This is a genomic window from Pseudomonas sp. MMS21 TM103 (assembly GCF_022132145.1).
Classification (GTDB): Bacteria; Pseudomonadota; Gammaproteobacteria; order Pseudomonadales; family Pseudomonadaceae; genus Aquipseudomonas.
In genome coordinates this window covers 482861-505870 of record NZ_JAJISP010000001.1, presented here as the reverse complement: position 1 = coordinate 505870, position 23010 = coordinate 482861, and the positions used below count along the sequence as shown (strand labels likewise).

The following is a 23010-nucleotide window of genomic DNA, read 5'->3' as shown; positions in this document are numbered from 1 at the left end:
ACGGGCCAGGTCGGGTGGCGCCTAGCGCCGTTCCAGCAGCACGCCCGACTCCATGTGGTGGGTGTAGGGGAACTGGTCGAACAGGGCGCAACGCGTGACCTGGTGCGTATCGCTGAGCTGGGCGATGTTGGCGGCCAGGGTCTCGGGGTTGCAGGAAATGTAGAGGATGCGCTCGAAGCGCCGGGTCAGTTCGCAGGTGTCCGGGTCCATGCCGGCGCGCGGCGGGTCGACGAACACGCTGCCGAACTGGTAGCTCTTCAGATCGATGCCGGCCAGGCGGCGGAACGGCCGCACTTCGTTGAGGGCTTCGGTCAGCTCCTCGGCAGACAGGCGCACCAGGGTCACGTTGTCTACGGCGTTGTCGGTCAGGTTGGCCAGTGCTGCATTCACCGAGGATTTGCTGATCTCGGTGGCCAGCACCTTGCGCACCCGGGTGGCCAGCGGCAGGGTGAAGTTGCCGTTGCCGCAATACAGTTCCAGCAGGTCGTCGTCGCGCGAGCCCAAAACCTCGTAGGCCCAGCCGAGCATCTTCTGGTTGACCTCGCCATTGGGCTGGGTGAAGGCGCCTTCCGGCTGGCGGTAGCGGAAGCGGCGACCGGCGACCTGCAGTTCTTCTTCCACATAGTCCCGGCCGATGACCAGGCGCTTGCCGCGCGAACGGCCGACGATATTGACCTGCAGTTCGGCGGCCAATTGTTCTGCCGCCACCTGCCAGGCCGCGTCCAGCGGGCGGTGGTAACACAGGGTGATCAGCGCATCGCCGCTCAGGGTGGTGAGAAACTCGACCTGGAACAGCTTGAAACTCAGCACCTCGCTGGCCTGCCAGGCCGCTTTCAGCTTCGGCATCAGCGCGTTGATCTGCAGGCTGGCGATGGGGAAGTCTTCGAAGAAGATCGGCGTGTACTTGTCGCCGGCCTCGAACATCGCGTAATGGCGGGCGCCGTCTTCGCGCCACAGGCGGAACTCGGCGCGCAGGCGGTAATGCTCGGGTGGCGACGCGAAGACCTCCGGTTCGGGGGCATCGAAGGGCGCCAGCAGTTCGACCAGGCGGCCTTTCTTTTCGGCGAGTTGGGCGGCATAGGTGCTGGGATCGAACTGGGAACGGCTCATGGACTACTCATTTGCGAATTGGCCCATAGGCTCGACTTGAACCCACCGGCAGCGGTTACACGGGGCGGCCACAGCGGTTCGCCGCTGGCCCACCAAATCATTAAGCGAACCAGCTCAGCTTGATCACGAACAACACCGACAACACCACCAGTGCTGGGTTGAGGTCGCGCCAGCGTCCGGCCAGCAGTTTCACCACTGTCCAGCTGATGAAGCCGAAGGCGATGCCGTTGGCGATCGAGAAGGTCAGCGGCATGGCCAGCGCGGCGATCACCACCGGCGCAGCGACGCTGAGGTCGTCCCAGTCTATCTGGGCCAGGCTGCTCATCATCAACACGGCGACGAACAGCAGCGCCGGAGCGGTGGCGAAGGCCGGGATGGACCCCGCCAACGGGGCGAAGAACAGGCTGAGGAGGAACAGCAGGGCGACCACGCAGGCGGTCAGGCCGGTGCGCCCGCCGGCGCTGATACCGGCGGCGGATTCGATATAACTGGTGGTGGTCGAGCTGCCCAGCGCGGCGCCGGCCATGGTTGCGGTGCTGTCGGCCAGGAGGGCGCGGCCGAGCTTAGGCATCTTGCCGTCCTTGTCCAGCAGGTCGGCCTTTTGCGCTACCCCGATCAGGGTGCCGGAGGTGTCGAACAGGTCAACGAAGAGGAAGGCAAAGATCACGCTGAGCAGGCCGATATCCAGGGCGCCGGCGATGTCCAGCTGGAGCAGGGTCGGCAGCAGCGATGGCGGCATCGATACCACGCCGTCGAGCCGTGAAAAGCCGAAGGCAACCGACAGGCCGGTGACCAGCAGAATGCCGATCATCACCGCGCCCGTGACCTGGCGGTAGGCCAGGGCGGCGATCACGAAGAAACCCAGGCAGGCCAGCAGCACGCTGCCTTGGCTCATGTCGCCGAGGCCGACCAGGGTGGCGGGATTGTCCACCACGATGCCGGCGTTCTTCAGCGCGATGATTGCCAGGAACAGGCCGATGCCGGCGGCAATTCCTGCGCGCAGGGCCATGGGGATGCTGTTGATGATCCATTCGCGGATCTTGAAGATCGACAACAGGAAGAAAATCACCCCGGAGAGAAACACAGCGCCCAGCGCCACCTGCCAGGTGTGACCCATGGTCAGCACCACTGTGTAGGTAAAGAAGGCATTGAGCCCCATGCCCGGCGCCAAGGCGATCGGGTAGTTGGCCAGCAGGCCCATGATTGCCGAGCCGATGGCGGCCGCCAGGCAGGTGGCGACGAATACCGCGCCCTTGTCCATGCCGGTTTCGGCCAGGATGTTGGGGTTGACGAAGAGGATGTAGGCCATGGTCAGGAAGGTGGTGAGGCCGGCCAGGAACTCGGTGCGTACCGTGGTGTGATGCGCTTTGAGGTGGAAGATTCGTTCCAGCATGCAGAGATCCCTATGGCGTAAGAGGTTGTGATGATAGCGGGCACTTGGAGGCAGCCACAGCAGTCGAAAGTGTCTCCGTCACGCCTTCGATGTGCAGACCCAAAGCAAAGCACATAGGCATGATTTTGCTGGCGATCTGGAAAAAGGCGCGCATCATAACAGCTCGTCCGCACGCGGTGCAGACATGACCCTGCGGACGCTTTTCGTTGGGTTTTTCGAGGAGGCAAACATGACTTCACGTGCCCTTGTCACCATTGCCGATGGCGTCGAAGACATCGAATGCGTGACCTTGATCGACGTGCTGCGCCGCGCCGAGGTCGAGGTGGTGGTCGCCAGCATCGAAGGCCGGCGCATGGTCACCTGCGCCCGCGGTACCCGCTTGACCGCCGATACCATGCTGGTCGACGTCCTGGCCCAGGAATTCGACCTGATCGTGCTGCCCGGCGGCATGCCTGGTGCCCAGCGCCTGGCCGAGCATGAGCCGCTGGCCGAACGGGTGCGCCGGCAAGCCAAGGCCGGCAAGTTGTTCGCCGCGATTTGCGCGGCGCCGGCGGTGGCCTTGCAGGCGTTCGGTGTGCTGCAGCAGCGGCGCATGACCTGCTACCCGAGCTTCAGTGAGCGCCTCAGCGGTTGCACCTTCATCGATGAACCTGTGGTGGTCGACGGCAACTGCATCACCAGCCAGGGACCTGGCACCGCACTCGAATTCGCCCTGACCCTGGTCGAGCACCTGCGCGGCAGGGGCACGCGCAAGCAGGTGGCCGAGGCGCTGCTGGTGCATTGAGAGCGTGTGAAAGAACTCTCGCCTACTACGACTGCCTCAGCGACCGCCTCCAAACGCCCACTGCGGCGTTGCGCTACGGCGCTCGATTTTTTCACAACCGCTGAGCAGGGGTTCAGGCGGCGTTGTTCTGCCCGTGTTGTTGGCTGAGGTGATCGCGCTGTGCCAGGGCGGGGAAGAGTTTCATCCAGGCGCCGGTGACCAGTAGCGCACCGACCCCGCCGATCAGCACTGCCGGCACGGTGCCGAACCAGGCCGCGCTGACCCCGGCGCGGAACTCGCCGAGCTGGTTCGAGGCGCCGATGAACAGGCCATTCACCGCGCCGACCCGGCCGCGCATTTCGTCTGGCGTCTGCAGCTGCACGAAGGCGCCACGGATCACCATGCTGACCATGTCCGCTGCGCCCAGCACCACCAGCGTCGCCAGGCTGAACCACGGCGAGGTCGACAGGCCGAAGCCGATGGCCACGGTGAGCATCTGGAAGCCGCTGGCGGTGCCGACACGCGCCAGCCAGAAGGCGATGAAGGGACGCTGGTGACGCAGGAGCAGTTTGCCGTGGACGCTCATGGGCATTTAGATAGCTAGCTACTTAAGTTGTGCCAGCCTAGCATGGCTGACGAGCCGGGCACGCGGCGTGCGCGACAAATAACCACAGCAGCAAGCATCGGGTGAGGCGTTACTCTTTGCTCATTCCTTGATCCAGATCAACGTTCGCCCTGGCTTCTGCTGAGGCCGCCTGGGTCCGCTACGCGGCGTCACCGCGCAATGACAAAAACAATTACAGCGCTTCTGCGCCCTCCCTATCGATAGGCGCGCGCATACGGCTGTGCCCCGAATAACCTGAGTGAGGATGCTCCATGTTCGGCATAGAGGCTCTCGACCTGGCGCGAATCCAGTTCGGTTTCACTATTTCCTTCCATATCATTTTTCCGGCCATCACCATTGGCCTGGCCAGCTACCTGGCGGTATTGGAAGGCTTGTGGCTGAAGACCCGGCAAGAGGTCTACCGCGACCTGTATCACTTCTGGGCGAAGATCTTTGCGGTCAACTTCGGCATGGGCGTGGTCTCCGGCCTGGTCATGGCCTATCAGTTCGGCACCAACTGGAGCGCCTTCTCGGATTTTGCCGGGGCGATTACCGGGCCGCTGCTGACCTATGAAGTGCTCACCGCGTTCTTCCTCGAAGCGGGCTTCCTCGGCGTCATGCTGTTCGGCTGGCAGCGCGTCGGCCCGGGTCTGCACTTTTTCTCCACCCTGATGGTCGCCCTCGGCACCTTGATTTCGACCTTCTGGATCCTCGCCTCCAACAGCTGGATGCACACCCCGCAGGGCTTCGAGATCATCGATGGGCGGGTGATCCCGGTGGACTGGTTCGCCGTGGTGTTCAATCCGTCCTTCCCCTACCGTCTGGCCCATATGGCCACGGCGGCGTTCCTCGCCACGGCGTTTTTCGTCGGCGCATCGGCGGCCTGGCACCTGCTGCGCGGTCGGGATAATCCGGCGATCCGCAAGATGTTGTCGATGGCCATGTGGATGGCCCTGCTGGTTGCGCCGATCCAGGCGCTGATCGGCGACTTTCATGGCCTCAATACCCTCAAGCACCAGCCGGCGAAGATAGCCGCGATCGAAGGTCATTGGGAAAACCATGGCGAAGAGCCGACGCCGCTGATCCTGTTCGGCTGGCCGGACATGGACGCCGAAGAGACTCGCTTCAAGATCGAGATTCCGGCGCTCGGCAGCCTGATTCTGACCCACAGTCTGGATAAGCAGGTGCCGGCGCTGAAAGAGTTCGCCAAGCAGGACCGGCCCAACTCGACCATTGTGTTCTGGACCTTCCGGGTCATGGTTGGTCTGGGCATGCTGATGATTCTCACCGGCCTCTGGGGGCTGTGGCTACGGACGCGCGGTCGACTGTTCCAGTCGCGGGCATTTCTGCATCTGGCGGTGTGGATGGGCCCATCGGGAATCGTCGCCATTCTGGCGGGCTGGTACACCACCGAGATCGGCCGCCAGCCCTGGATTATTCAGGGCCTGATGCGCACCGCCGATGCCTCATCCGGGCACAGCTTTGCGCAGATGAGCCTGACCCTGATGCTGTTCGTGGTGGTGTATTTCGCCCTGTTCGGCGCCGGGCTCGGTTACATGATGCGTCTGGTGCGCAAGGGGCCGGTCACCGACGAAGGCAGGCAGGCCGTCGAAGGTGGGCCTGGGCAGCAACGCACACCGTCACGACCGTTGTCCGCTGCGGATGAGGGCCTGGACGATAACGACACCCCGAGTGGCAGGAGTTGAATATGGGCATCGATCTTTCGCTGATCTGGGCCGTGATCATCGCCTTCGGCGTGATGATGTATGTGGTCATGGACGGTTTCGACTTAGGCCTGGGCATCCTCTTTCCCTTCGTCAAGAGCGAAGGCGAGCGCGACGTGATGATGAATACCGTGGCGCCGGTCTGGGACGGCAACGAAACCTGGCTGGTACTTGGCGGCGCGGCACTGTTCGGCGCCTTCCCGCTGGCCTATGCGGTGGTCTTGAGCGCGCTCTACCTGCCCCTGGTATTCATGTTGCTGGGGCTGATTTTTCGCGGCGTGGCCTTCGAATTCCGCTTCAAGGCCAAGGCGCACAAGCGCCATCTGTGGGACAAGGCCTTCATCGGCGGCTCGCTGACCGCGACCTTCTTCCAGGGCGTGGCCTTGGGCGCTTATATCGACGGCTTCGAGGTGGTGGACAGGGTCTACGTTGGCGGGGCGCTCGACTGGCTGACGCCGTTCTCGCTGTTCTGCGGACTGGCGCTGATCGCCGCCTACGCCTTGCTCGGCTGCACCTGGCTGATCATGAAGACCGAAGGCCGCCTGCAGCAGCAGATGCACGACCTGGCGCGGCCGCTGGTGTTCGTGGTGTTGGCGGTGACCGGCATGGTCAGCCTGTGGACGCCGCTGGCGCATGCCGAGATCGCCGCGCGCTGGTTCAGCTTGCCGAATCTGTTCTGGTTCATCCCGGTGCCCTTGCTGGTGCTGCTGTGCACCTGGGCGCTGCTGCGGGCGGTGGCCAGCAACGCCCACTATTCGCCATTCCTGCTGACCCTGGCGCTGATCTTCCTCGGCTACAGCGGCCTGGGTATCAGCCTGTGGCCGAACATCATCCCGCCGTCGATCAGTATCTGGCAGGCCGCTTCGCCGCCGCAGAGTCAGGGCTTCATCCTGGTCGGCGCGCTGTTCATCATCCCCTTCATCCTGATGTACACCGCCTGGAGCTACTACGTGTTCCGCGGCAAGGTACGCGAGGAAGACGGCTATCACTGAGGGGCCGGCGATGCCGAATGCGCAGGAAAACAAACCGCTATGGCAGCGTCTCGGCTGGCTGGTCGCGATCTGGGCCGGAAGCGTGCTGGCCCTGGGGCTGGTGGCCGGGTTGCTGCGCCTGTTTATGCAGGCGGCGGGCATGGGTACGCCCTGATCGGCTGCCGATCCACGATGTTTTCGTAGGGTGGGTCAGGCGCATGGCTGGATTGTCCTGCGTTGCGCCTGTATTGGCTGCGCCGTAACCCACCATGGCGGCGACCCGGGCTTGTGTCTGGTGGGTTACGCGGCAGCCGAATAGCGCTGTTGTTCGTGCATAAGGTGTTCCGTGCCGCTAACCCAGCCTACGGATCAGCGGCGTGCCGGACTTATTTAATCGCCTTAAGCACCACGAACTTCGGCGTGGCCGCCACCTGCTCGACGCCGCGGAACAGGCGCTTGAGCTTGGCGTGGTAGCCCAGGTGGCGGTTGCCGACTATCCACAGCTCGCCGCCGGTGACCAGCGCGGTGCGGGCCTGCTGGAACATGCGCCAGGCGAGGAAGTCGCCGACCACCTGCTGCTGGTGGAACGGCGGGTTGCACAGCACCAGATCCAGCGAATCCGCCGCCTGCTCGGCCAGGCCGTCGCCGGCGCGGACCTCCACCGGGCGCTCGCCCAGGGCCGCACGCCAGTTCTCCAGCGCCGATTGCACCGCCATATAGGATTCGTCGACCAGGGTCAGCTCGGCTTGCGGGCTGCCCAGGGCATAGGCAATGCCCAGCACGCCATTGCCACAGCCTAGATCCGCTACGCGCATGCGACTGAGGTGTTTGGGCAGATGGGGCAGGAGGGCGCGGGTGCCGATATCGAGGTCTTCGCGGCAGAACACATTGGCGTGGTTGAGCAATTCGATTGCCGGCTTGTCCAGGCGATAGCGGCTTGGGTAAGGCGACAGCGGGACCGGTTTGTCGGTCGGTGTGGCTATCAGCAGGCGCGCTTTCTTCACCGCCAGCGAGGCCTGTACCGGGCCGATATAACGCTCCAGCAGGTCGCCCGCCGCGCGCGGCAGGTGTTTGACCATGGCGGCGGCGATCACCTGGGCGCCGGGTGCCAGTTGACCGTGCAGGCGGATCAGTTGTTCTTCCAGCAGTGCCAGGGTCTTGGGGATGCGGATCACGACCCGATCGAACGGACCCTGCACCGTTGCGCTGGCCGGTACGAAGCGGACCGCGTCTGCCGGCAAGTGATTGCGCGCCAGGTTGGCTTGCAGGCCGAGGTAGCCGAGGTGCGAGTCGCCACTGCTGGTGACCTGGGCCCGGCCGGCCAAATTGGCCGCCAGGGCGCCGAAGCTGTCGTTGAGCAGCAATACGCGTGCATCCGCGGGCAAGCCCTGCTCATGCAGATGATTGAGCAGGTACTCGTCGGCGGCATCGAAGGCCTGCAGGGGTTCGGCCTGCTGTTCGGGCTGGCGGATCAGGTCGAGCTGGGCAAAAGGCGTAACGAATATAGGCATATAGACTGCTGGTGTTTGTTAAGGGCGCTTTGCGCGACACTGTGGCAGGCCGTTGAAAAACTACTGCGCTCGGCTATGCCGCGTTGAAGTTAGCCTTCGCTCGCTACGTTTTTTTACGGCCTGCCAGATCTTCGGCACAGCAGAGGGGGTGAAGTATGACCGCCAGTGAAGACAAGTTCACCCGGCAGATATTGAGTGACGTGCATGTGTGGTCGCCGAGCCTGTTCAGCCTGCGTTGTTCGCGCGACTCCGGGTATCGTTTCCGCGCCGGCCAGTTCGCCCGCCTCGGCGTGCAGAAGGCCGACGGCACTGTGGTCTGGCGTGCCTATTCGATGGTGTCGGCGCCCCATGACGAGTTTCTCGAATTCTTCTCCATCGTCGTGCCCGGCGGCGAGTTCACCTCCGAGCTGAGCCGACTCCAGGCCGGCGACAGCCTGCTGGTGGACCGGCAGGCCTATGGTTTTCTCACCCTCGACCGCTTCGTCGATGGCCGCGATCTCTGGCTGCTGGCCAGCGGCACCGGCCTGGCGCCCTTTCTGTCGATCCTCCAGGACTTCGAGGTCTGGCGGCGGTTCGAGCGCATCGTCCTGGTCTACAGTGCGCGCACCGCCGGCGAACTGGCCTATCAGCCGTTGATTCACGGACTCACGGCGCTGGAGCACCTGGCCGAGTACGCCGACAAACTCACCTATCTGCCGCTGGTGACCCGCGAACAGGCGCCAGGCTGTCTGCACGGGCGCATCACCACGCTGCTGACCAGCGGCGCGCTGGAGCATGCTGCCGACCTGAGCCTGAGCCCCGAACACTCGCGATTGATGCTCTGTGGCAACCCGCAGATGATCGACGACACGCGCAAGCTCTTGAAACAGCGCGACTTGCAACTGAGCCTGAACCGTCGGCCAGGCCAGGTGGCAGTCGAGAATTACTGGTGATGAGGCGGTCCATCGGGCCACTCGCGAGGCCGCCCGGTCAGGCGTGCCGCTCTAGTCCTTGCTTTGCTGGGCCTTGAGCAGGTCGCGAATCTCGGTCAGCAAGGTTTCTTCCGGGCTCGGCGCTGGCGGCAGGCTCGGAGCTACGGCTTCCTCGCGCTTGAGCCGGTTGATCACCTTGACGGCCATGAAGATGGCGAAGGCAACGATCAGGAAGTCCAGCAGGGTCTGGATAAACTTGCCATAGCCGAGGAGCACTGCCGGCAAGTCGCCTTGGGCGGCCTTGAGGGTAATCGCCAGGTCGGAGAAGTCGACGCCGCCAATCAACAGGCCGATAGGCGGCATGATTACGTCGCCGACGAAGGAGGAGACGATCTTGCCGAAGGCCGCCCCAATGATGATGCCAACGGCCATGTCGACCACGTTGCCCTTGACGGCGAAGGCCTTGAATTCGCTGACGATACTCATGTGTCACTCCCTGATGTAGATGCTTTGCAGAGTGTAATGCAGTGCGCCGCACTTGCCAGGCGAGCGCTCAGCGCTTGTGAACAACTCAGTAGGGAAAGCGTATTTCGGGCAGCGCCTCGAAACCCGGCTTGGCGAACAGGTAACCCTGAAACAGTTCCACCCCCATGTCGCGCAGCGCATCGAGCTCGCCAGTGGTTTCAATGCCTTCGGCGATCACGCGGATATCCAGCTTGCGGCACATCTGCAGGGTTGCCTCGACCAGGATCTGCCGTACGCTGTCCTGGTCGATGCCGCGGATCAGTGCCATGTCCAGTTTGATCAGGTCGGGCTGGAAGTCGGCCAGCAGATTGAGGCCGGCATAGCCCGCACCGAAATCGTCGATGGCCGTCATGAAACCCTGCTTGCGGTAGGCCCTGAGGATGTCGGTCAGGTGACCGATATCCAGCACCTGCTCCTGCTCGGTGACCTCGAAGATGATCCGCTCGAGTGGAAAATTGTAGCGCCGAGCTGCTTCCAGGGTGGCGCGGATACAGGTTTCCGCGCGGTATACGGCGTTTGGCATGAAGTTGATCGAAACCATGGCCGGCACCCTCAGCTTTGCCGCCCACTCCACCGCCTTGATCCGGCAAGTCTGATCGAAGGCATAGCGGTTGTCGGCATTGACTCGAGCCAGCAGGCTGCCGGCCGATTCCCCCGTTGCACCGCGCACCAGGGCCTCGTGGGCAAATACCTCTTGTTTGCCCAGGTCGAGAATCGGTTGGAAAGCCATGGTAATGGGGAATTCCAGTTTTTCCCCGTCTAGGCAGGCGGAGCAGCCTGAGGACGTGTTCATGCGCATTGTCTCGTGTGGGGCTGGCAGCCAATCTAAGCAAAAATGCCGTGCATGTGCTGCCCGTTCGCCAGTGGTCTAGGATTTCGGTGTGAAGCATCGTGCTGAACTAGTCTGATACATACATTCGGAGGATGTCGCCATGCCATTGCAATATCATCCACTTAGCCGCGAGTTTCCACAGTTTGAAACACAAATGCGCGCCTTGTTACAGGTTGACGGCCATTTCGCCCGCCTGGTCGAGGAATACGATCAGTTGGATAAACGCATCTATGAGGTGCTAGGTGGCCGGCTGGCGATGGACGAGTTGCAACTGCAGGGCCTGAAAATGCAAAGGGTCGCCCTCAAGGACGAAATCGAGACCTTGCTGCGCAACGGTGCGGCAGGTTGATCCGGGTCAAGGGGCGAGTTGGTGCGGGAGCCTATGCTGAATCCAGTCATTCCTTGGAGTATCAGCATGCATATCGAACATCACCCCTTGATTCATGATTTCCCCGAACTGCGTGCCGAGTTGCACGATTTGCGTCAGGCCGACTCTGAATTCGCGCGTCTGGCCGATGAATACGAGACGCTGGATAAGCGTATTTGCCGAGTCGAAGAGGGCATCGAGGTGCTGGCCGATGACGCCTTGGCCGTGTTGAAACGCGAGCGTGTAGACCTCAAGGATCAGGTGGCCAAGCGCCTCGCACCTCCTGCTGCTCAGTGCTGCGGTTGCTGCAAGGGTTAAGCGACTGTGAAAATATCGCCGGTCCGACGGCGTTTTGGAGACGGCCTTCGATATTTCCCCTGCCTCTGATCCGGCTTCCCGATTTACGGTTGGTAAAGGCTATGATGCGCGCTTTCGTTTGAGGGAGTCCGCCCCATGGCCAAGGCCAAACGCATGTACGGTTGCACCGAGTGTGGCGCCACCTTTCCCAAGTGGGCCGGGCAATGCGGCGAATGCGGCACCTGGAACACCCTGACCGAAACCATGATCGAAGCCCATGCGGTTGCCCCCAGCGGCCGCAGCGGCTGGACGGGTCAGCAGACGCAGCTGAAAACCCTGGCAGAAGTCAGTGTCGAGGAAATGCCACGCTTTTCCACCGCTTCCGGTGAACTCGACCGGGTGCTCGGGGGCGGTCTGGTGGACGGCTCGGTGGTGCTGATTGGCGGTGATCCGGGAATCGGCAAGTCGACCATTCTGCTGCAGACCTTGTGCAATATCGCCACGCGCTTTCCCGCGCTCTATGTCACCGGCGAGGAATCCCAGCAGCAGGTGGCCATGCGCGCGCGTCGTCTGGGCCTGCCGGAAGACAAGCTCAAGGTGATGACCGAAACCTGCATCGAAAGCATCATCGCCACTGCGCGTCTGGAAAAGCCCAAGGTCATGGTGATCGACTCGATCCAGACCATCTTCACCGAGCAATTGCAGTCGGCTCCCGGCGGCGTGTCGCAGGTGCGTGAGAGTGCGGCCTTGCTGGTGCGTTACGCCAAGCAGAGCGGCACGGCGATCTTTCTGGTTGGCCATGTCACCAAGGATGGCTCGCTGGCCGGGCCGCGGGTGCTCGAGCACATGGTCGATACCGTGCTGTATTTCGAGGGCGAGTCCGATGGCCGCCTGCGCCTGCTGCGGGCGGTGAAGAACCGCTTCGGCGCGATCAACGAACTGGGCGTGTTTGGCATGACCGACAAGGGCCTCAAGGAAGTCACCAACCCCTCGGCGATCTTCCTCACCCGTGCCCAGGAAGAAGTGCCGGGCAGCGTGGTGATGGCCACCTGGGAGGGCACCCGGCCAATGCTGGTGGAGGTGCAGGCACTGGTCGACACCAGCCACATGGCCAACCCGCGGCGCGTCACCCTGGGCCTGGACCAGAACCGTCTGGCCATGCTGCTGGCCGTGCTGCATCGCCACGGCGGCATCCCCACCCATGATCAGGACGTGTTCCTCAACGTGGTCGGCGGGGTCAAGGTGCTGGAAACCGCGTCCGACTTGGCGCTGATGGCCGCAGTGATCTCCAGCCTGCGCAACAGGCCGTTGGCCCATGACTTGCTGGTGTTTGGTGAGGTGGGCCTGTCCGGCGAGGTGCGCCCGGTGCCGAGCGGTCAGGAGCGCCTGAAGGAAGCCGCCAAGCACGGCTTCAAGCGCGCCATCGTGCCCAAGGGTAATGCCCCCAAGGAAGCGCCGGCAGGCTTGCAGGTGATTGCGGTAACTCGCCTGGAACAGGCGCTCGATGCGCTATTCGACTGAAACCACAGGTGCTGAAAGGAGAGTCACGAATGCCGTGCCATGGCGTTTTGGCGATCGGTAGGGTGGCGCTGCTAAAAGCTTGGCGGGCTGTCGCTGCGCTCCGAGCAGAACCCCGCCCGAACCACCCTTGAGAACGGGCGTTTTGAGGCAGACGTAGTAGGCGAGCGTTTTTTGCAGACTAGTCAGCCCCCTTCGCCCAGCGCCGCCAGTTCACGCTCCAGCAGGGTTTCATCGCCGAGGTTGAGCTCCACCAGGCGCCGCAGGTGGCTGATCGAGTCGAGGTCGATATGTCGGCAGATAAAGCCGAGCAGCTCGCCATGGGTGCGGGTCAGGACCACTTCCATCTCCACGCGGGCGTCCTCGGCGAGCTGGATGCTGGCGATGAAGGGGTGATTGGGATCGCCGTTCCACTGTTGCGGACGTTTGACCAGCAGCCCCTTGAGCGAGACGTCATGCAGTTCGACAACCCAGTGCCGTTCCCCCTGAATGAGCTCGGTGGGGGCGTCGAAGGCGATGCGCTGAAAGCGTCTACGCTCGTTGCTCGTGTCGCTCATGCAAATACACTCCTGCGCGGTTTTGACCACTATAGCCAACGCCGGTGCGGCTGGCTTGGCTTTATGCGGCGCATCCGGGGACACAAGGCCCAATACCCGTCGGGGCCTGGGGTTTACCCGCCGCTGGCCGAGCGGCGCTTGTTGGCACGCCAGTAAAAAGCCCGCCAAGTGGCGGGCTTCTGCGTACTGCGGGTGAGCTTAGTTGCCGTAGACCGGGAACTTTGCGCAGAGCGCTTTGACTTGCTCGCGGATGCGCGCTTCAACCGACTCGTCGCCTAGGTTGGCGAGGATCTCGCAGATCCAGCCGGCCAGCTGGCGGCACTCGTCTTCCTTGAAGCCGCGGGTGGTCACGGCCGGGGTGCCGATGCGCAGGCCCGAGGTGACGAAGGGCGAGCGCGGGTCGTTGGGCACGCTGTTCTTGTTCACGGTGATGAAGGCGCGACCCAGGGCGGCGTCGGCGTCTTTACCGGTGATGTCCTGCTTGATCAGGCTGAGCAGGAACAGGTGGTTCTCGGTGCCGCCGGAAACCACGTCATAGCCGTTGTCGATAAACACGCCGGCCATGGTCTGGGCGTTCTTCACCACTTGCTGCTGGTAGGCCTTGAACTCGGGTTGCAGGGCTTCCTTGAAGCATACCGCCTTGGCCGCGATCACATGCTCCAGCGGGCCGCCCTGGCCGCCCGGGAATACGGCGGAGTTGAACTTCTTCTCCAGCGCTTCGTTGGCACGCGCCAGGATCAAACCGCCACGGGGGCCGCGCAGAGTCTTGTGGGTGGTGGTAGTGACCACGTCGGCGAACGGCACCGGGTTCGGGTAGACGCCAGCGGCAACCAGGCCGGCAACGTGGGCCATATCGACGAACAGGTAGGCACCGACCTTGTCGGCGATGGCGCGGAAACGCGGGAAATCCAGGACCTGCGAGTAGGCGCTGAAGCCGGCGATGATCATCTTCGGCTTGTGCTCGACGGCCAGGCGCTCGACTTCGTCGTAGTCGATCAGGCCGGCATCGGTGATGCCGTACTGCACGGCGTTGTACAGCTTGCCGGAGAAGCTGACGCTGGCGCCGTGGGTCAGGTGCCCGCCGTGGGCCAGGCTCATGCCCAGCACGGTGTCGCCGGCGTTCAGCAGGGCCATGTACACGGCGGCGTTGGCCTGGCTGCCGGAGTGCGGCTGGACGTTGGCATAGTCGGCGCCGAACAGTTCTTTGGCGCGGTCGATGGCCAGTTGCTCGACCACGTCGACGTACTCGCAGCCGCCGTAGTAGCGCTTGCCCGGATAGCCTTCGGCGTACTTGTTGGTCAACACGCTGCCTTGGGCTTCCATCACCGCTGGGCTGGTGTAGTTTTCCGAGGCGATCAGCTCGATATGTTCTTCCTGGCGCTGGGCTTCTTGCTCCATCGCGGTAAACAGTTCGGCGTCAAAACGAGCAAGGTTCAAATCACGGCTGAACATGGCAAATCCCCTGAGAAAATCAGCTGGGCGGTAGAAAGAGGGGGCAAATTCTACCCCATCTCGGTTAACCAGGGGTATGCAGCGCAGTCATGTGACGGATAAGTGGCGTTCATCTTGCCCGCTGCCCAGGCTGGTCGAGCCCGCCGGATGGGTGTCATGCCGATAATCGACCCGGCACTGCCTGCAGCGAAACCGCGTGCCCATGGCCGCTCCGCTAGCTGAGCATAAACAGCGCGGCGCCACTGAACTGGGCGGCAAACTGGTGGGCGGACATGGGGCGGCCGAGCAGGTAGCCCTGTACTTCGTCGCAATCGTGGGTGCGCAGGAAATCGAGTTGCTCCTGGGTCTCCACGCCCTCGGCGATGACGGAGAGGTTCAGGCTATGGGCCATGGCAATGATGGCGCGGGCGATTTGCGAGTCCTGTTCGCCATGCGGCAGGCCGTCGACGAAGCTGCGGTCGATTTTCAGCACGTCGATGGGGAACTGCTTGAGGTAGTTGAGTGACGAGTAGCCGGTACCGAAGTCGTCGATGGCGATGCACAGGCCAAGTCTTTTCAGGTCGTTGAGGGTGCGCAGGGCGCTCGCCACGTCCTGCATCAGGATGCTTTCGGTCAGTTCCAGCTCCACGCAGGCCGGTGCCACGCCGCTGTCCTCGAGAATCGCGGCGATGCGCTGATCCAGTGCGCCCTCGGAGAACTGCCGGGCCGACAGGTTGATCGAGATCTTCGGCACACGGATCTTCGCCGCATGCCAGCTCTTCAGCTGGCGGCAGGATTCGGCCAGGACCCAGTCGCCGACCTGCACCACCAGGCCGAGCTCTTCCAGGACCGGGATAAAGTCATCGGGTGGCACCAGCCCACGTACTGGATGCTGCCAGCGCAACAGGGCTTCGACGCCGGTCAGGCGCTGGCCGTTGCCGGAGAACTGCGGCTGGTAGTAAAGAACGAACTCGTGCTGTTCGAGGGCATGGCGCAGGTCGCTCTCCAGCTCCAGGCGCTCCAGGGCACTGGCGTTCATGTCCGCCTGATAGAACTGGAAGTTGTTCTTGCCGTGTTCCTTGGCGTGGTACATCGCCGTGTCGGCGTTCTTCATCAGCTGGCTCAGTTCGTTGCCGTCTTGCGGACTGAGGGCGATGCCGATGCTGGCGGTGACGAAGAATTCGCGGCCTTCGAGGACGAACGGCTGGGCCAGGCAGGCGAGAATCTGCTCGGCGACATGAATCGCCCGGTTCAGTGCACCCTCGCGAATGGCGCATGGCTGCAGCAACAGGGTGAATTCGTCGCCGCCCATGCGTGCCACGGTATCGTCGCCGTCTACGCAGGCTTCCAGGCGCACCGCCACGTCCTTGAGCATGCGGTCGCCGGCGGCGTGGCCGAGGGAGTCGTTGATCGGCTTGAAGCGGTCGAGGTCGAGGAACATCAGAACCACCCATTCCTGATGCCGTTCGCCATGTTGCAGGGCGGTGTGCAGGCGGTCCTGGAACAGCGTGCGGTTGGGCAGCAGGGTCAGGGCGTCGTAGTAGGCCAGGCGATGGATGCGTTGCTCGCTGGCCTTGCGTTCGCTGATGTCGCTGAAGAAGCACACGTAGCTGACCAGGTCGCCTTCTTCGTCGTGCACGGCGGTGATCCCGACCCAGGCCGGGAAACTCTCGCCTTCGCGGCGCTTGAGCCAGATTTCACCTTCCCAGCTGCCGCGCTGATTGAGTTGGTTGAGGACGTAATTCAGGTGGCTGGCTTGCTGGCGGTCGGCGGTGAGCATGCCCGGCAGTTGGTCAAGAACCTGGGCCGAGGAGTAACCGCTGACCCGACAGAAGGCCTTGTTGACCTGGACGATGTAGCCGGCCGGGTCGGTCACCAGGATCGACGCGTTGGAGTGTTCGAATACCGTGGCGGCCATACGCAGGTCTTTTTCCGAGCGGCGCTGCTGGCTGATGTCCCGGACCACACCGAGCAGGCCTTCGAAATGACTGTTCTCATCCCACATCGGCACCAGGCGCAGCTCGACCGGGATTTTCCGTCCATCGGCGCGCAGGCAGTCGAAGACGAACAGTTGCGGCTGGAACTGCTCGCGCAACTCGATCATCCGCAGGGGGCTGCCGAGCGCTCCGCGGATCCGCTCGAGCAATATCGACAGGCCATCCAATTGCTGGGGGTTGGCTGCCAGGCTGTCGAAGCTGTTGGCCAGAATCCATTCCGGTTGATAGCCGAGCACCGGTTCCACCGAGGGGCTGACGTAGTTGAGGTGCAGGTTGCTGTCGGTGGAAAAAATCACATCGCTGGTACTTTCGGCCAGCAGCCGGTAGCGCTGCTCGCTGTTGCGCAGCGATTCGCTGCTTTCGATCTGCTCGGTGATGTCCTTGGCCACCCCGATCAGGCGGCTGACGCGACCGCGTGGGTCGCGTGCCAGCGCCTGTTCGCGGATGCTGTACCAGCGCCAGGCACCGTTGCGATGGCGCCAGCGCAGCTGGGATTCGAGCAGAACGCCTTCGCCGACAACGTGCTGCAGGTTGCGGATGCGCCAGTAGTAGTCGCTGTCGTCGGGATGCAGGATGTGCTCCCAGAAGTGTTCGCCCAGCGTTTCCAACTCAAGCGTGCTGTAACCCAGCTGCAAACCCAGGTGATGGTTGCTGAACAGCACGCGTTTATTCAATAGGTCATGCACGTAGAGGGTGTCCGGTACCGCGCGCACCACATCTGCCCAGAAGCGCTTACGCTCGATCAATGACAGCTCGATGCGCTTGCGGTCGGTGATGTCGCTGATACTCAAAGTTACCGCATTCAGTTCTTGGGCACTTTCCGGCAGGCGCAGTACCAGCCACAGGTGACGCTCGTGGCCTTTGGGGGTGCTGATCTGGCTTTCCAGTTCGAGCTGGCCGGCGCCTTCGAGCAGGGCGCAGAGCAGCTGCACGCGAAAGCCCTCGGGACGCAGCGGGCCACGGTTGATCAGGTGCTGCCAGGCTTGCTCGATGGAATCGACGCCGAGCAGGCGCAGGGCCATCTGATTGGTCTCGGTGAAGCGCAGCAGGTGCAGCAGTTCACCATGCCGTTGCGGATGGGCGAGCAGCCAGTGCCTAAGGCTCGCACCGTCATGTATCTGTTGCCGTTGCAGGAACTCCGGCAGCGCGGCCAGATCCAGTACGCAGAGCGCCGTGCCGGTGCCTTCGAAGATGTCCTGGTAGCGCCGACGGCTTTCCTGCGAGACGCGGGTGGCATGCTGCTGTTCGGTGACGTCGCGCAGCACCCAGACGAAACCCAAGCGCCTGACCGGCTCACCGAGTTCGCTGCGGCTGATCGCGAACAGGCGCGCCATGCCATCCTGCTGGATTTCCACCAGGTCGGCGCCATGATCGTCAGGCAAGACGCCGCCCTGCAGCAGCCGAGGATCGAGGCGTGGCAGCAGTTGCAGCAGGTGCCAGTCGTGTGCGTTTTTACTGCGCAAGCCGAACAGTTCCTCGGCCTGGGGGTTGAGGTAACTCAGTTGGCCATTGCTGTCGGTGACCAGTACGCGCTCTTCGATGGCCCCTAGGGCACCGGCCGCCTGACGTAGCGAGCGGCGCGAGGCCGCGTTGAGCTCCAGCAGGCTGCGCTGTTCGCGCAGCAGGCGATACAGGGCGAGCAGGGTGAGCACGGAACAGAGGATGAACAGCAGGAATTTGCTGGTCAGCGCGGGTAGCAGTTGGGCGCGTGCACTGCGCTCGTCGAACAGGGCGCGCAGTTGCCAGTCGCTGCCTTTGAGCGGTGTCAGGAGGATGCTCTGTTGCAAGTCGGTAGCGCTTATCGGCGCAACACTTGCGCTGTCGGCACTAGGGTCGCCCTGCTGGCTGGCAATCGCGCGTTGTGCCTGGCGGTCTTCCAGTTGCCAGCGATAGCGGCTTTGGTGCTGTTGATACAGCCAGTTGCGTACTGCTTCGGCGTTCAGGCGTACGACCCAGTAACCACTCGGGTCGCCTCCCTTGTCCTGACGCAGCAGCAGGTAGATCAGCCCGCCATCGCGGGTGTTCAACGCATAGTGATAAGCCGAACCGTTGCTGCGCTGGATCAGGTCAGCCAGGTATTGCTGGTCATCTGCCGGGGCTTGAGTGTCTGCCAGGATATTGCCGCGCGGGCCGAGCCAGGCCAGGCTGTGCAGTCTGACAAAGACCCCTTGCAGGCTGCGCAGCAGATTCTCGTCGATCGCATCCGGGCTTGGCGCCGCGGTGTTTTGTTGCAGCATCGCCATGCCGGCCTGCGCCTTGAGCTCCATGCTCAGGCTGAGGTGATTGGCCAGCTGGGCGTTGAATTCATGACTGAGTTGGCGCTGGTTGTCGAGCAAATGCCGCGACTCCAGCTGCAGTTGCCACAGCAGCAAGCCCAACATGCCCAGCACCAGCGCGACCAGGGCGCCCTTGACGGAGCTGCGCCAGGGAGGCGTCAGCGGCTCGCCTGATGGGTGCGGTAACAGTGGTGATGTGTGGCTTGGCACTTGATGACGATCCTGCAATTACGGCTCGATGAAAGCAGGGCGCGCCCAAGTCTTCTTCTAGTATCTGCCTTGCTGAGCAAAACGGGCGCGCGCGCGGGGCGCTAGCATGCCATAACCGTGGCGAAGTGCCAGTGCCGCCGACCAGCGTCGTTTGCCCTGCACGGCGCATTCCGGTAGCTTTGTCGCATGCGCGCGGGAGCTGTTATAGGCGTTTTCGATAAGCCCGCTGGTGGGTGGCCGGGTGTTCTGTCAGGTGCCATCGTCCATGGTCTTGCGTTCGTCGCGCGACTCCCTGCTGCCATTTTCAGTTTCTGTCTTAGAACCAAGGTTATTCATGGCCCAATTCAACTATCTGCCCTATTAACTTTTAGTCACGTTTTACGATCTGCAGTCGAGCCCTCGTGGCTACTGGTTTTCCAGCCTCTCCAGCAAGTTTTTCCTCTCAATCCTGTGTCAAGACAGAGCTTTTAGTTAGCTTTTGCTGCTTTTGGGTCAAATTTAGGCTCCAAAACTTAACTTTTTGGAAGTGTTCCTGTGATCGCTTCTTGCCAGGTATCGCCAGCCGATTTCCTGTTATGAGGCAGCAAATAAAGTTCTTCTTATATAAGAGGCTCATTACTTCTCAGGGTATCCACAAGCCTGGCTTCCGCGACGCGATTGAGAAAATTCTAGCAGTGCTGGTGAAGTGATCACGGACGTCTAGGTTAGCGGGTAGCCAATGCCCTCAGAATGGCAGGCTGTTGAAGCAGCGTTCGAATTACCCAGTAGCGCCCAAGATCATGAGTATATGCGCCAGTGCGCCCCAGCTTTTCGATGAGCTCCTGGGCCTTTCCGCGATCAAGCTGTTCCACCGTCCCCTGGGTGTCGATGAAGAAGATCGACTTTCCATTCTCTACACCTACCTGCACATCCTTGATCGGGATTGGGCGTTCGGTTTTGCTCTTCCAGTACTGGGGGATTTGCCTGTTGTGCTTTGAGGATGAGTGAATCGCCCCTAGCTTCGTAGACACCACCAGAGCTAAGCAGAAGACAGTGCGCTAATCGCTGGAATTTTCATTCATGGACGTCGTCAGTTCGGAACTCACCAAGTTGAGGATGTCTGCAATTGATGAGCGTGGATCTTTGATTAAGTAATAGCTCGTTAGGAGGGTCAACGGGTGTAGCTCTAGAACGGATGCTATAGCTTCAATTTTATCAAGAGTCGGGCTTTTCAGCCCGCGTTCTAGAGTGCTCAGGTACGTTCGGCTGCTGATTTCCGAGAATGCTTCCTGAGAGATTTTTTTACCCTTCCTCGCCCGTCGAAGGGCCTCGCCAAACGCTTGCTTTCCTTCCATTTCGTCGCTCTCGCAAAAGCAACGATGAAGCCCTGTTGAACACTATAGGACTACAATCTATAGTGTTCATTTTCAGTGGTGATTACCATGTTCCTGACACACAGGCATGCCGAATTGCTCACTCCTCCAGCACGAGACGCACACATTCAGTACTGGGAGTACGTAGAGCAGTCCACCATCTGGCCATGGTTTTATGTGGAGTTGGTGAGAGCTTGTAAAGAAGACCGCGTGGCTAGCATGCTCATGATTCCGAACGTCCCAGCGCTTGAGCAGGTGCTTGCAGAACTCAATGGCGGTATGTGGTTGAGCCAGGCGCTCGTGGTCACGCCCAGCGATATAAATGGAAGCAGACGCTGGCAGATGGAGCCGCTTATCGAGCTAAGCGTTGCCAAAAATAGAGAGCACAAGCCCCTCGGCTATATTTTCCAAGTCGAAGGAGGGCGCACATACACCACCTTCGCTCAACTGGACAACTGCGACCGGGAGTCTTCACTACCCATTTTTTCTGCTGCTAAGCACCTCCGGTGATCGGCTCTTAACTGGTTGCATTACAATTCGAGGTAGCCATCCATATGACATCTTCGACACAGCCCCAGCGATCTTGCTCCGCTCCAGGCTCTCCCCTAGAGATCCTGCTCAATGGGCGTGCGCCGATTTCTGACAGCCTCTCAATCTACAAGCTCGTTGAGAGCCTGACGCTTAATGACCTAGCCCGGATGGCCAAATCCGCTGATGTGTCCCGCAAAAATCAGATAGTCGCAGCCGTTCTGGGAGAATCTCCAAATACTGTTAGGCGGAGATTGAAGCATCCAGATAAATTGCTTAACCCCGATCAAGGTGCTCGTGCCCTGCGCTTTGCACAGATCCTGACACAGGCACAGGACATTTTTAGGGACCGAAGTGCAGCATCTCGCTGGTTTTTTGAGCCTGCAATAGGTTTGGGTGGAGAAAATCCAGTTCAGCTGCTTTTGAACCCGTTCGGATACGAATTAGTGGTTGATCTCATGATGCGCATCGAGCACGGCGTCTACCACTAAACCCCGATCTGCGAACCAAACATCGGAGGTGTGATATGCGCAAAAAGAAGACTGCAAAGTATGCGCTGATGGCCCAGTTTGAGAGGGAAGCGTTGCAAGCTTTTGCGAAACCGAATGGCACCAGCCGGCTTTTCAAAATTGCTGCGCAACGCGGAAAAGAGCTAGAACCGGCTGGCGCTCTCGCAGGATCGACGTGTGCTGCCGGGGATGAATAGGGCTTACTGAATCGCCCCTAGTTCCGTAGACGCCTCCGAGTCTCATCTCGGGGCAAAGTGGCTAAGGCAATAAGTCTGCTTTTGGCCGGTTTCTGCCGGTCACCTTTCGAAAAGTACCCGCATTACTCGGGGAGCACTGAGCAAGGCTGGTTCCATCTGCCTCAATCCTCCCGCATGAACTTCTCATATGCATGGGCGTGATAGGAGCATCGCCCACCGTTGTCTTGGTCTTCTTGGCCCAGTCCTTCCTCACAGTCTTCACATTCTGTGTATTCGAGTTCACCGGCACACCATAGGCAAGCTTGATCGGGAACTATAAATGCGCGCCGGCCACATTGGTCGCAGCTCTCTAAAGTGGGCTCTTCGCCGGAGCGTGGGTCGTAGCCATGGTCTTTTTCAATTGCATTGATCATGAGCGGAGCTATTAGCAGCGAATGGCCACAGGCAATACATTCGGCCGTAAATTTGTCATCGTTGTGCTCAACGGTGTCTCCATTGTCCAAATTCGCTTGGAAGGGAGCTAGCAGGGTCGAAGCACACTGCGGGCATTTGCACGCTTTCAGCCAAGTATCCATCCCCTCAGGTACGCAGGCCTCAGCCCAGGCATCAGCACATCGCTGCGTGTTTTCCACAAAAAAATTGTGATGCAGCAGCATGGTCTGCCAGGCCGCTCCGAGGATGTCAGCGGGTGTTTCCCCCAGTTCCGTTTGAATGAAATCTTGGAGCACTGGAAACAACTCCGCCACGAAATCGGCGACCTCACCTAAAGTATGCGCAGGATGGAGGTGCTCAAGGTGGTTCCGGCAGGACTGCAGCTTCTCAATCACATCCCAATCGACCTCGATCTCAAAAGTCTCAAAGCGCTTTCGTATCGTCACTACATCGATCGTGGTATTCCTGAATTTGCCCACCGGTCCCCAATGAATACCTCCATTTCCATCTGGATGGGGCATAACCTCAGGAGGATTGAAGATTAGGGCCTCGGCATCATCGGGGGCTTCGACGCAGGTTGCGATTTTGTATTTGAAGAGGAGAAGGACTCCTGCGAAAAGGTTCCGAATCGCCGAGAGCGCTCGGGCTGGATCGCCACCGTCACCAGGCGCCCGGCAACGCTCGAAGTCTTCAACACCCAGCCGGATGGAAGTAAGAGCATTCTCTCGCAGCTTCTCGGCATCAAGCCTTGGCTTGAGGATCTGTGGCGCCATACATGGTATTCCTTATCACGCTATGCCCGTTCGTCTGATCTCATCCGAACAGTGTACTCACCCGTTGAGTGCATCCACTACCCAGCCACATTTACTCACACCTACCTAAGCGGATTGAGCATTTGAGCCAAGCGGACTTTAACCATATCCGCCTCACCGTTAGGCATGGTTTGCGCAGAAAACGGTACGTCGACTCGTGAGCCTGTTGGGCTAAACCTTCAA

General features: G+C 61.2%; 22 protein-coding genes and 1 pseudogene. 12 read left to right on the top strand and 11 right to left on the bottom strand.

The window, feature by feature from the left end; all coding sequences use genetic code 11:
- Positions 1–21 precede the first annotated feature (21 nt).
- A complete protein-coding gene (trmA, locus tag LJY18_RS02330) occupies positions 22–1110 on the bottom strand; it encodes a tRNA (uridine(54)-C5)-methyltransferase TrmA (protein WP_238040117.1) in 1089 nt (362 codons plus the stop codon).
- Between the two features lie 100 nt (positions 1111–1210).
- Positions 1211–2503 (bottom strand): NCS2 family permease, encoded by a 1293-nt coding sequence (locus tag LJY18_RS02325; RefSeq protein WP_238040116.1) that lies wholly within the window; start codon positions 2501–2503, stop codon positions 1211–1213.
- A gap of 229 nt (positions 2504–2732) precedes the next feature.
- Here LJY18_RS02325 and LJY18_RS02320 point away from each other — a divergent pair, with 229 nt between their 5' ends.
- Positions 2733–3287 carry a DJ-1 family glyoxalase III gene (locus LJY18_RS02320; protein ID WP_238040115.1) on the top strand — a complete coding sequence of 185 codons (555 nt, stop codon included), beginning with the start codon at positions 2733–2735 and terminating at the stop codon, positions 3285–3287.
- A gap of 112 nt (positions 3288–3399) precedes the next feature.
- Here LJY18_RS02320 and LJY18_RS02315 read toward each other — a convergent pair.
- Positions 3400–3747, bottom strand: a pseudogene (locus LJY18_RS02315) (MFS transporter); the annotation flags it as partial.
- 395 nt (positions 3748–4142) lie between these two features.
- Between LJY18_RS02315 and LJY18_RS02310 the strand changes: the two are divergent.
- The 3 genes from LJY18_RS02310 to LJY18_RS02300 are packed head-to-tail and all read left to right on the top strand — an operon-like array spanning position 4143 to position 6740.
- On the top strand, positions 4143–5576 hold the full coding sequence (locus tag LJY18_RS02310) for a cytochrome ubiquinol oxidase subunit I (protein WP_238040114.1): 1434 nt from the start codon (positions 4143–4145) through the stop codon (positions 5574–5576).
- A 2-nt stretch (positions 5577–5578) separates the two neighbouring features.
- The gene (cydB, locus tag LJY18_RS02305; protein WP_238040113.1) at positions 5579–6586 is read left to right on the top strand and encodes a cytochrome d ubiquinol oxidase subunit II; all 1008 of its coding nucleotides are present in this window, start codon (positions 5579–5581) and stop codon (positions 6584–6586) included.
- A gap of 10 nt (positions 6587–6596) precedes the next feature.
- A complete protein-coding gene (locus LJY18_RS02300) occupies positions 6597–6740 on the top strand; it encodes a DUF2474 domain-containing protein (protein WP_238040112.1) in 144 nt (47 codons plus the stop codon).
- Positions 6741–6951: 211 nt separating this feature from the next.
- Here LJY18_RS02300 and LJY18_RS02295 read toward each other — a convergent pair whose 3' ends face one another.
- The gene (locus LJY18_RS02295; protein WP_238040111.1) at positions 6952–8076 is read right to left on the bottom strand and encodes a methyltransferase; all 1125 of its coding nucleotides are present in this window, start codon (positions 8074–8076) and stop codon (positions 6952–6954) included.
- Positions 8077–8231: 155 nt separating this feature from the next.
- Here LJY18_RS02295 and LJY18_RS02290 point away from each other — a divergent pair, with 155 nt between their 5' ends.
- Positions 8232–9008, top strand: coding sequence for a ferredoxin--NADP reductase (locus LJY18_RS02290; protein ID WP_238040110.1), 777 nt, complete (start codon positions 8232–8234; stop codon positions 9006–9008).
- 51 nt (positions 9009–9059) lie between these two features.
- Here the strand turns inward: LJY18_RS02290 and mscL are convergent, their stop codons facing one another.
- Both mscL and LJY18_RS02280 read right to left on the bottom strand, forming a co-directional pair.
- A complete protein-coding gene (mscL, locus tag LJY18_RS02285) occupies positions 9060–9473 on the bottom strand; it encodes a large-conductance mechanosensitive channel protein MscL (RefSeq protein ID WP_238040109.1) in 414 nt (137 codons plus the stop codon).
- Between the two features lie 85 nt (positions 9474–9558).
- Entirely contained in the window at positions 9559–10305 is a 747-nt protein-coding gene (locus LJY18_RS02280; protein WP_238040108.1) for an EAL domain-containing protein, read from the bottom strand.
- A 139-nt stretch (positions 10306–10444) separates the two neighbouring features.
- Between LJY18_RS02280 and LJY18_RS02275 the strand changes: the two genes are divergently transcribed.
- From LJY18_RS02275 to radA, 3 genes are all read left to right on the top strand, one after another.
- The gene (locus LJY18_RS02275; RefSeq protein ID WP_238040107.1) at positions 10445–10693 is read left to right on the top strand and encodes a YdcH family protein; all 249 of its coding nucleotides are present in this window, start codon (positions 10445–10447) and stop codon (positions 10691–10693) included.
- Positions 10694–10759: 66 nt separating this feature from the next.
- Positions 10760–11029 (top strand): YdcH family protein, encoded by a 270-nt coding sequence (locus LJY18_RS02270; RefSeq protein WP_238040106.1) that lies wholly within the window; start codon positions 10760–10762, stop codon positions 11027–11029.
- Positions 11030–11164: 135 nt separating this feature from the next.
- Positions 11165–12529, top strand: a complete 1365-nt coding sequence (radA, locus tag LJY18_RS02265) for a DNA repair protein RadA (RefSeq protein ID WP_238040105.1) — start codon at positions 11165–11167, stop codon at positions 12527–12529.
- 182 nt (positions 12530–12711) lie between these two features.
- Here the strand turns inward: radA and LJY18_RS02260 are convergent, their stop codons facing one another.
- The 3 genes from LJY18_RS02260 to LJY18_RS02250 all read right to left on the bottom strand — a co-directional run bounded on the left by LJY18_RS02260 (position 12712) and on the right by LJY18_RS02250 (position 18892).
- Entirely contained in the window at positions 12712–13083 is a 372-nt protein-coding gene (locus LJY18_RS02260) for a PilZ domain-containing protein (protein ID WP_238040104.1), read from the bottom strand.
- A gap of 198 nt (positions 13084–13281) precedes the next feature.
- The gene (gene glyA, locus LJY18_RS02255) at positions 13282–14535 is read right to left on the bottom strand and encodes a serine hydroxymethyltransferase (RefSeq protein ID WP_238040103.1); all 1254 of its coding nucleotides are present in this window, start codon (positions 14533–14535) and stop codon (positions 13282–13284) included.
- 214 nt (positions 14536–14749) lie between these two features.
- The gene (locus LJY18_RS02250) at positions 14750–18892 is read right to left on the bottom strand and encodes a sensor domain-containing protein (protein ID WP_238041097.1); all 4143 of its coding nucleotides are present in this window, start codon (positions 18890–18892) and stop codon (positions 14750–14752) included.
- A gap of 845 nt (positions 18893–19737) precedes the next feature.
- On the opposite strand from LJY18_RS02250, the gene LJY18_RS02245 reads away from it, so the two are divergent.
- Complete coding sequence (locus tag LJY18_RS02245; RefSeq protein WP_238040102.1) at positions 19738–19974, top strand: hypothetical protein; 237 nt, start codon at positions 19738–19740, stop codon at positions 19972–19974.
- A 60-nt stretch (positions 19975–20034) separates the two neighbouring features.
- On the opposite strand, the gene LJY18_RS02240 is transcribed toward LJY18_RS02245, so the two are convergent.
- Positions 20035–20331, bottom strand: a complete 297-nt coding sequence (locus LJY18_RS02240; RefSeq protein WP_238040101.1) for a helix-turn-helix domain-containing protein — start codon at positions 20329–20331, stop codon at positions 20035–20037.
- Positions 20332–20418: 87 nt separating this feature from the next.
- On the opposite strand from LJY18_RS02240, the gene LJY18_RS02235 reads away from it, so the two are divergent.
- From LJY18_RS02235 to LJY18_RS02225, 3 genes are read left to right on the top strand one after another with little or no spacing between them, the layout of a single operon-like run.
- The gene (locus LJY18_RS02235; RefSeq protein ID WP_238040100.1) at positions 20419–20859 is read left to right on the top strand and encodes a hypothetical protein; all 441 of its coding nucleotides are present in this window, start codon (positions 20419–20421) and stop codon (positions 20857–20859) included.
- A 44-nt stretch (positions 20860–20903) separates the two neighbouring features.
- On the top strand, positions 20904–21368 hold the full coding sequence (locus LJY18_RS02230) for an antitoxin Xre/MbcA/ParS toxin-binding domain-containing protein (protein ID WP_269137658.1): 465 nt from the start codon (positions 20904–20906) through the stop codon (positions 21366–21368).
- 35 nt (positions 21369–21403) lie between these two features.
- Positions 21404–21583 (top strand): hypothetical protein, encoded by a 180-nt coding sequence (locus LJY18_RS02225; RefSeq protein ID WP_238040098.1) that lies wholly within the window; start codon positions 21404–21406, stop codon positions 21581–21583.
- 161 nt (positions 21584–21744) lie between these two features.
- Here LJY18_RS02225 and LJY18_RS02220 read toward each other — a convergent pair whose 3' ends face one another.
- Complete coding sequence (locus tag LJY18_RS02220; RefSeq protein ID WP_238040097.1) at positions 21745–22788, bottom strand: hypothetical protein; 1044 nt, start codon at positions 22786–22788, stop codon at positions 21745–21747.
- Positions 22789–23010: the final 222 nt, after the last annotated feature.

Excerpts from the sequence above, each read along its gene's own strand:
- trmA (WP_238040117.1), bottom strand. The coding sequence starts at position 1,110 with ATGAGCCGTTCCCAGTTCGATCCCAGCACCTATGCCGCCCAACTCGCC.
- LJY18_RS02325 (WP_238040116.1), bottom strand. The coding sequence starts at position 2,503 with ATGCTGGAACGAATCTTCCACCTCAAAGCGCATCACACCACGGTACGC.
- LJY18_RS02320 (WP_238040115.1), top strand. The coding sequence starts at position 2,733 with ATGACTTCACGTGCCCTTGTCACCATTGCCGATGGCGTCGAAGACATC.
- LJY18_RS02310 (WP_238040114.1), top strand. The coding sequence starts at position 4,143 with ATGTTCGGCATAGAGGCTCTCGACCTGGCGCGAATCCAGTTCGGTTTC.
- cydB (WP_238040113.1), top strand. The coding sequence starts at position 5,579 with ATGGGCATCGATCTTTCGCTGATCTGGGCCGTGATCATCGCCTTCGGC.
- LJY18_RS02300 (WP_238040112.1), top strand. The coding sequence starts at position 6,597 with ATGCCGAATGCGCAGGAAAACAAACCGCTATGGCAGCGTCTCGGCTGG.
- LJY18_RS02295 (WP_238040111.1), bottom strand. The coding sequence starts at position 8,076 with ATGCCTATATTCGTTACGCCTTTTGCCCAGCTCGACCTGATCCGCCAG.
- LJY18_RS02290 (WP_238040110.1), top strand. The coding sequence starts at position 8,232 with ATGACCGCCAGTGAAGACAAGTTCACCCGGCAGATATTGAGTGACGTG.
- mscL (WP_238040109.1), bottom strand. The coding sequence starts at position 9,473 with ATGAGTATCGTCAGCGAATTCAAGGCCTTCGCCGTCAAGGGCAACGTG.
- LJY18_RS02280 (WP_238040108.1), bottom strand. The coding sequence starts at position 10,305 with ATGAACACGTCCTCAGGCTGCTCCGCCTGCCTAGACGGGGAAAAACTG.
- LJY18_RS02275 (WP_238040107.1), top strand. The coding sequence starts at position 10,445 with ATGCCATTGCAATATCATCCACTTAGCCGCGAGTTTCCACAGTTTGAA.
- LJY18_RS02270 (WP_238040106.1), top strand. The coding sequence starts at position 10,760 with ATGCATATCGAACATCACCCCTTGATTCATGATTTCCCCGAACTGCGT.
- radA (WP_238040105.1), top strand. The coding sequence starts at position 11,165 with ATGGCCAAGGCCAAACGCATGTACGGTTGCACCGAGTGTGGCGCCACC.
- LJY18_RS02260 (WP_238040104.1), bottom strand. The coding sequence starts at position 13,083 with ATGAGCGACACGAGCAACGAGCGTAGACGCTTTCAGCGCATCGCCTTC.
- glyA (WP_238040103.1), bottom strand. The coding sequence starts at position 14,535 with ATGTTCAGCCGTGATTTGAACCTTGCTCGTTTTGACGCCGAACTGTTT.
- LJY18_RS02250 (WP_238041097.1), bottom strand. The coding sequence starts at position 18,892 with ATGTTGGGCTTGCTGCTGTGGCAACTGCAGCTGGAGTCGCGGCATTTG.
- LJY18_RS02240 (WP_238040101.1), bottom strand. The coding sequence starts at position 20,331 with ATGGAAGGAAAGCAAGCGTTTGGCGAGGCCCTTCGACGGGCGAGGAAG.
- LJY18_RS02235 (WP_238040100.1), top strand. The coding sequence starts at position 20,419 with ATGTTCCTGACACACAGGCATGCCGAATTGCTCACTCCTCCAGCACGA.
- LJY18_RS02230 (WP_269137658.1), top strand. The coding sequence starts at position 20,904 with ATGACATCTTCGACACAGCCCCAGCGATCTTGCTCCGCTCCAGGCTCT.
- LJY18_RS02225 (WP_238040098.1), top strand. The coding sequence starts at position 21,404 with ATGCGCAAAAAGAAGACTGCAAAGTATGCGCTGATGGCCCAGTTTGAG.
- LJY18_RS02220 (WP_238040097.1), bottom strand. The coding sequence starts at position 22,788 with ATGGCGCCACAGATCCTCAAGCCAAGGCTTGATGCCGAGAAGCTGCGA.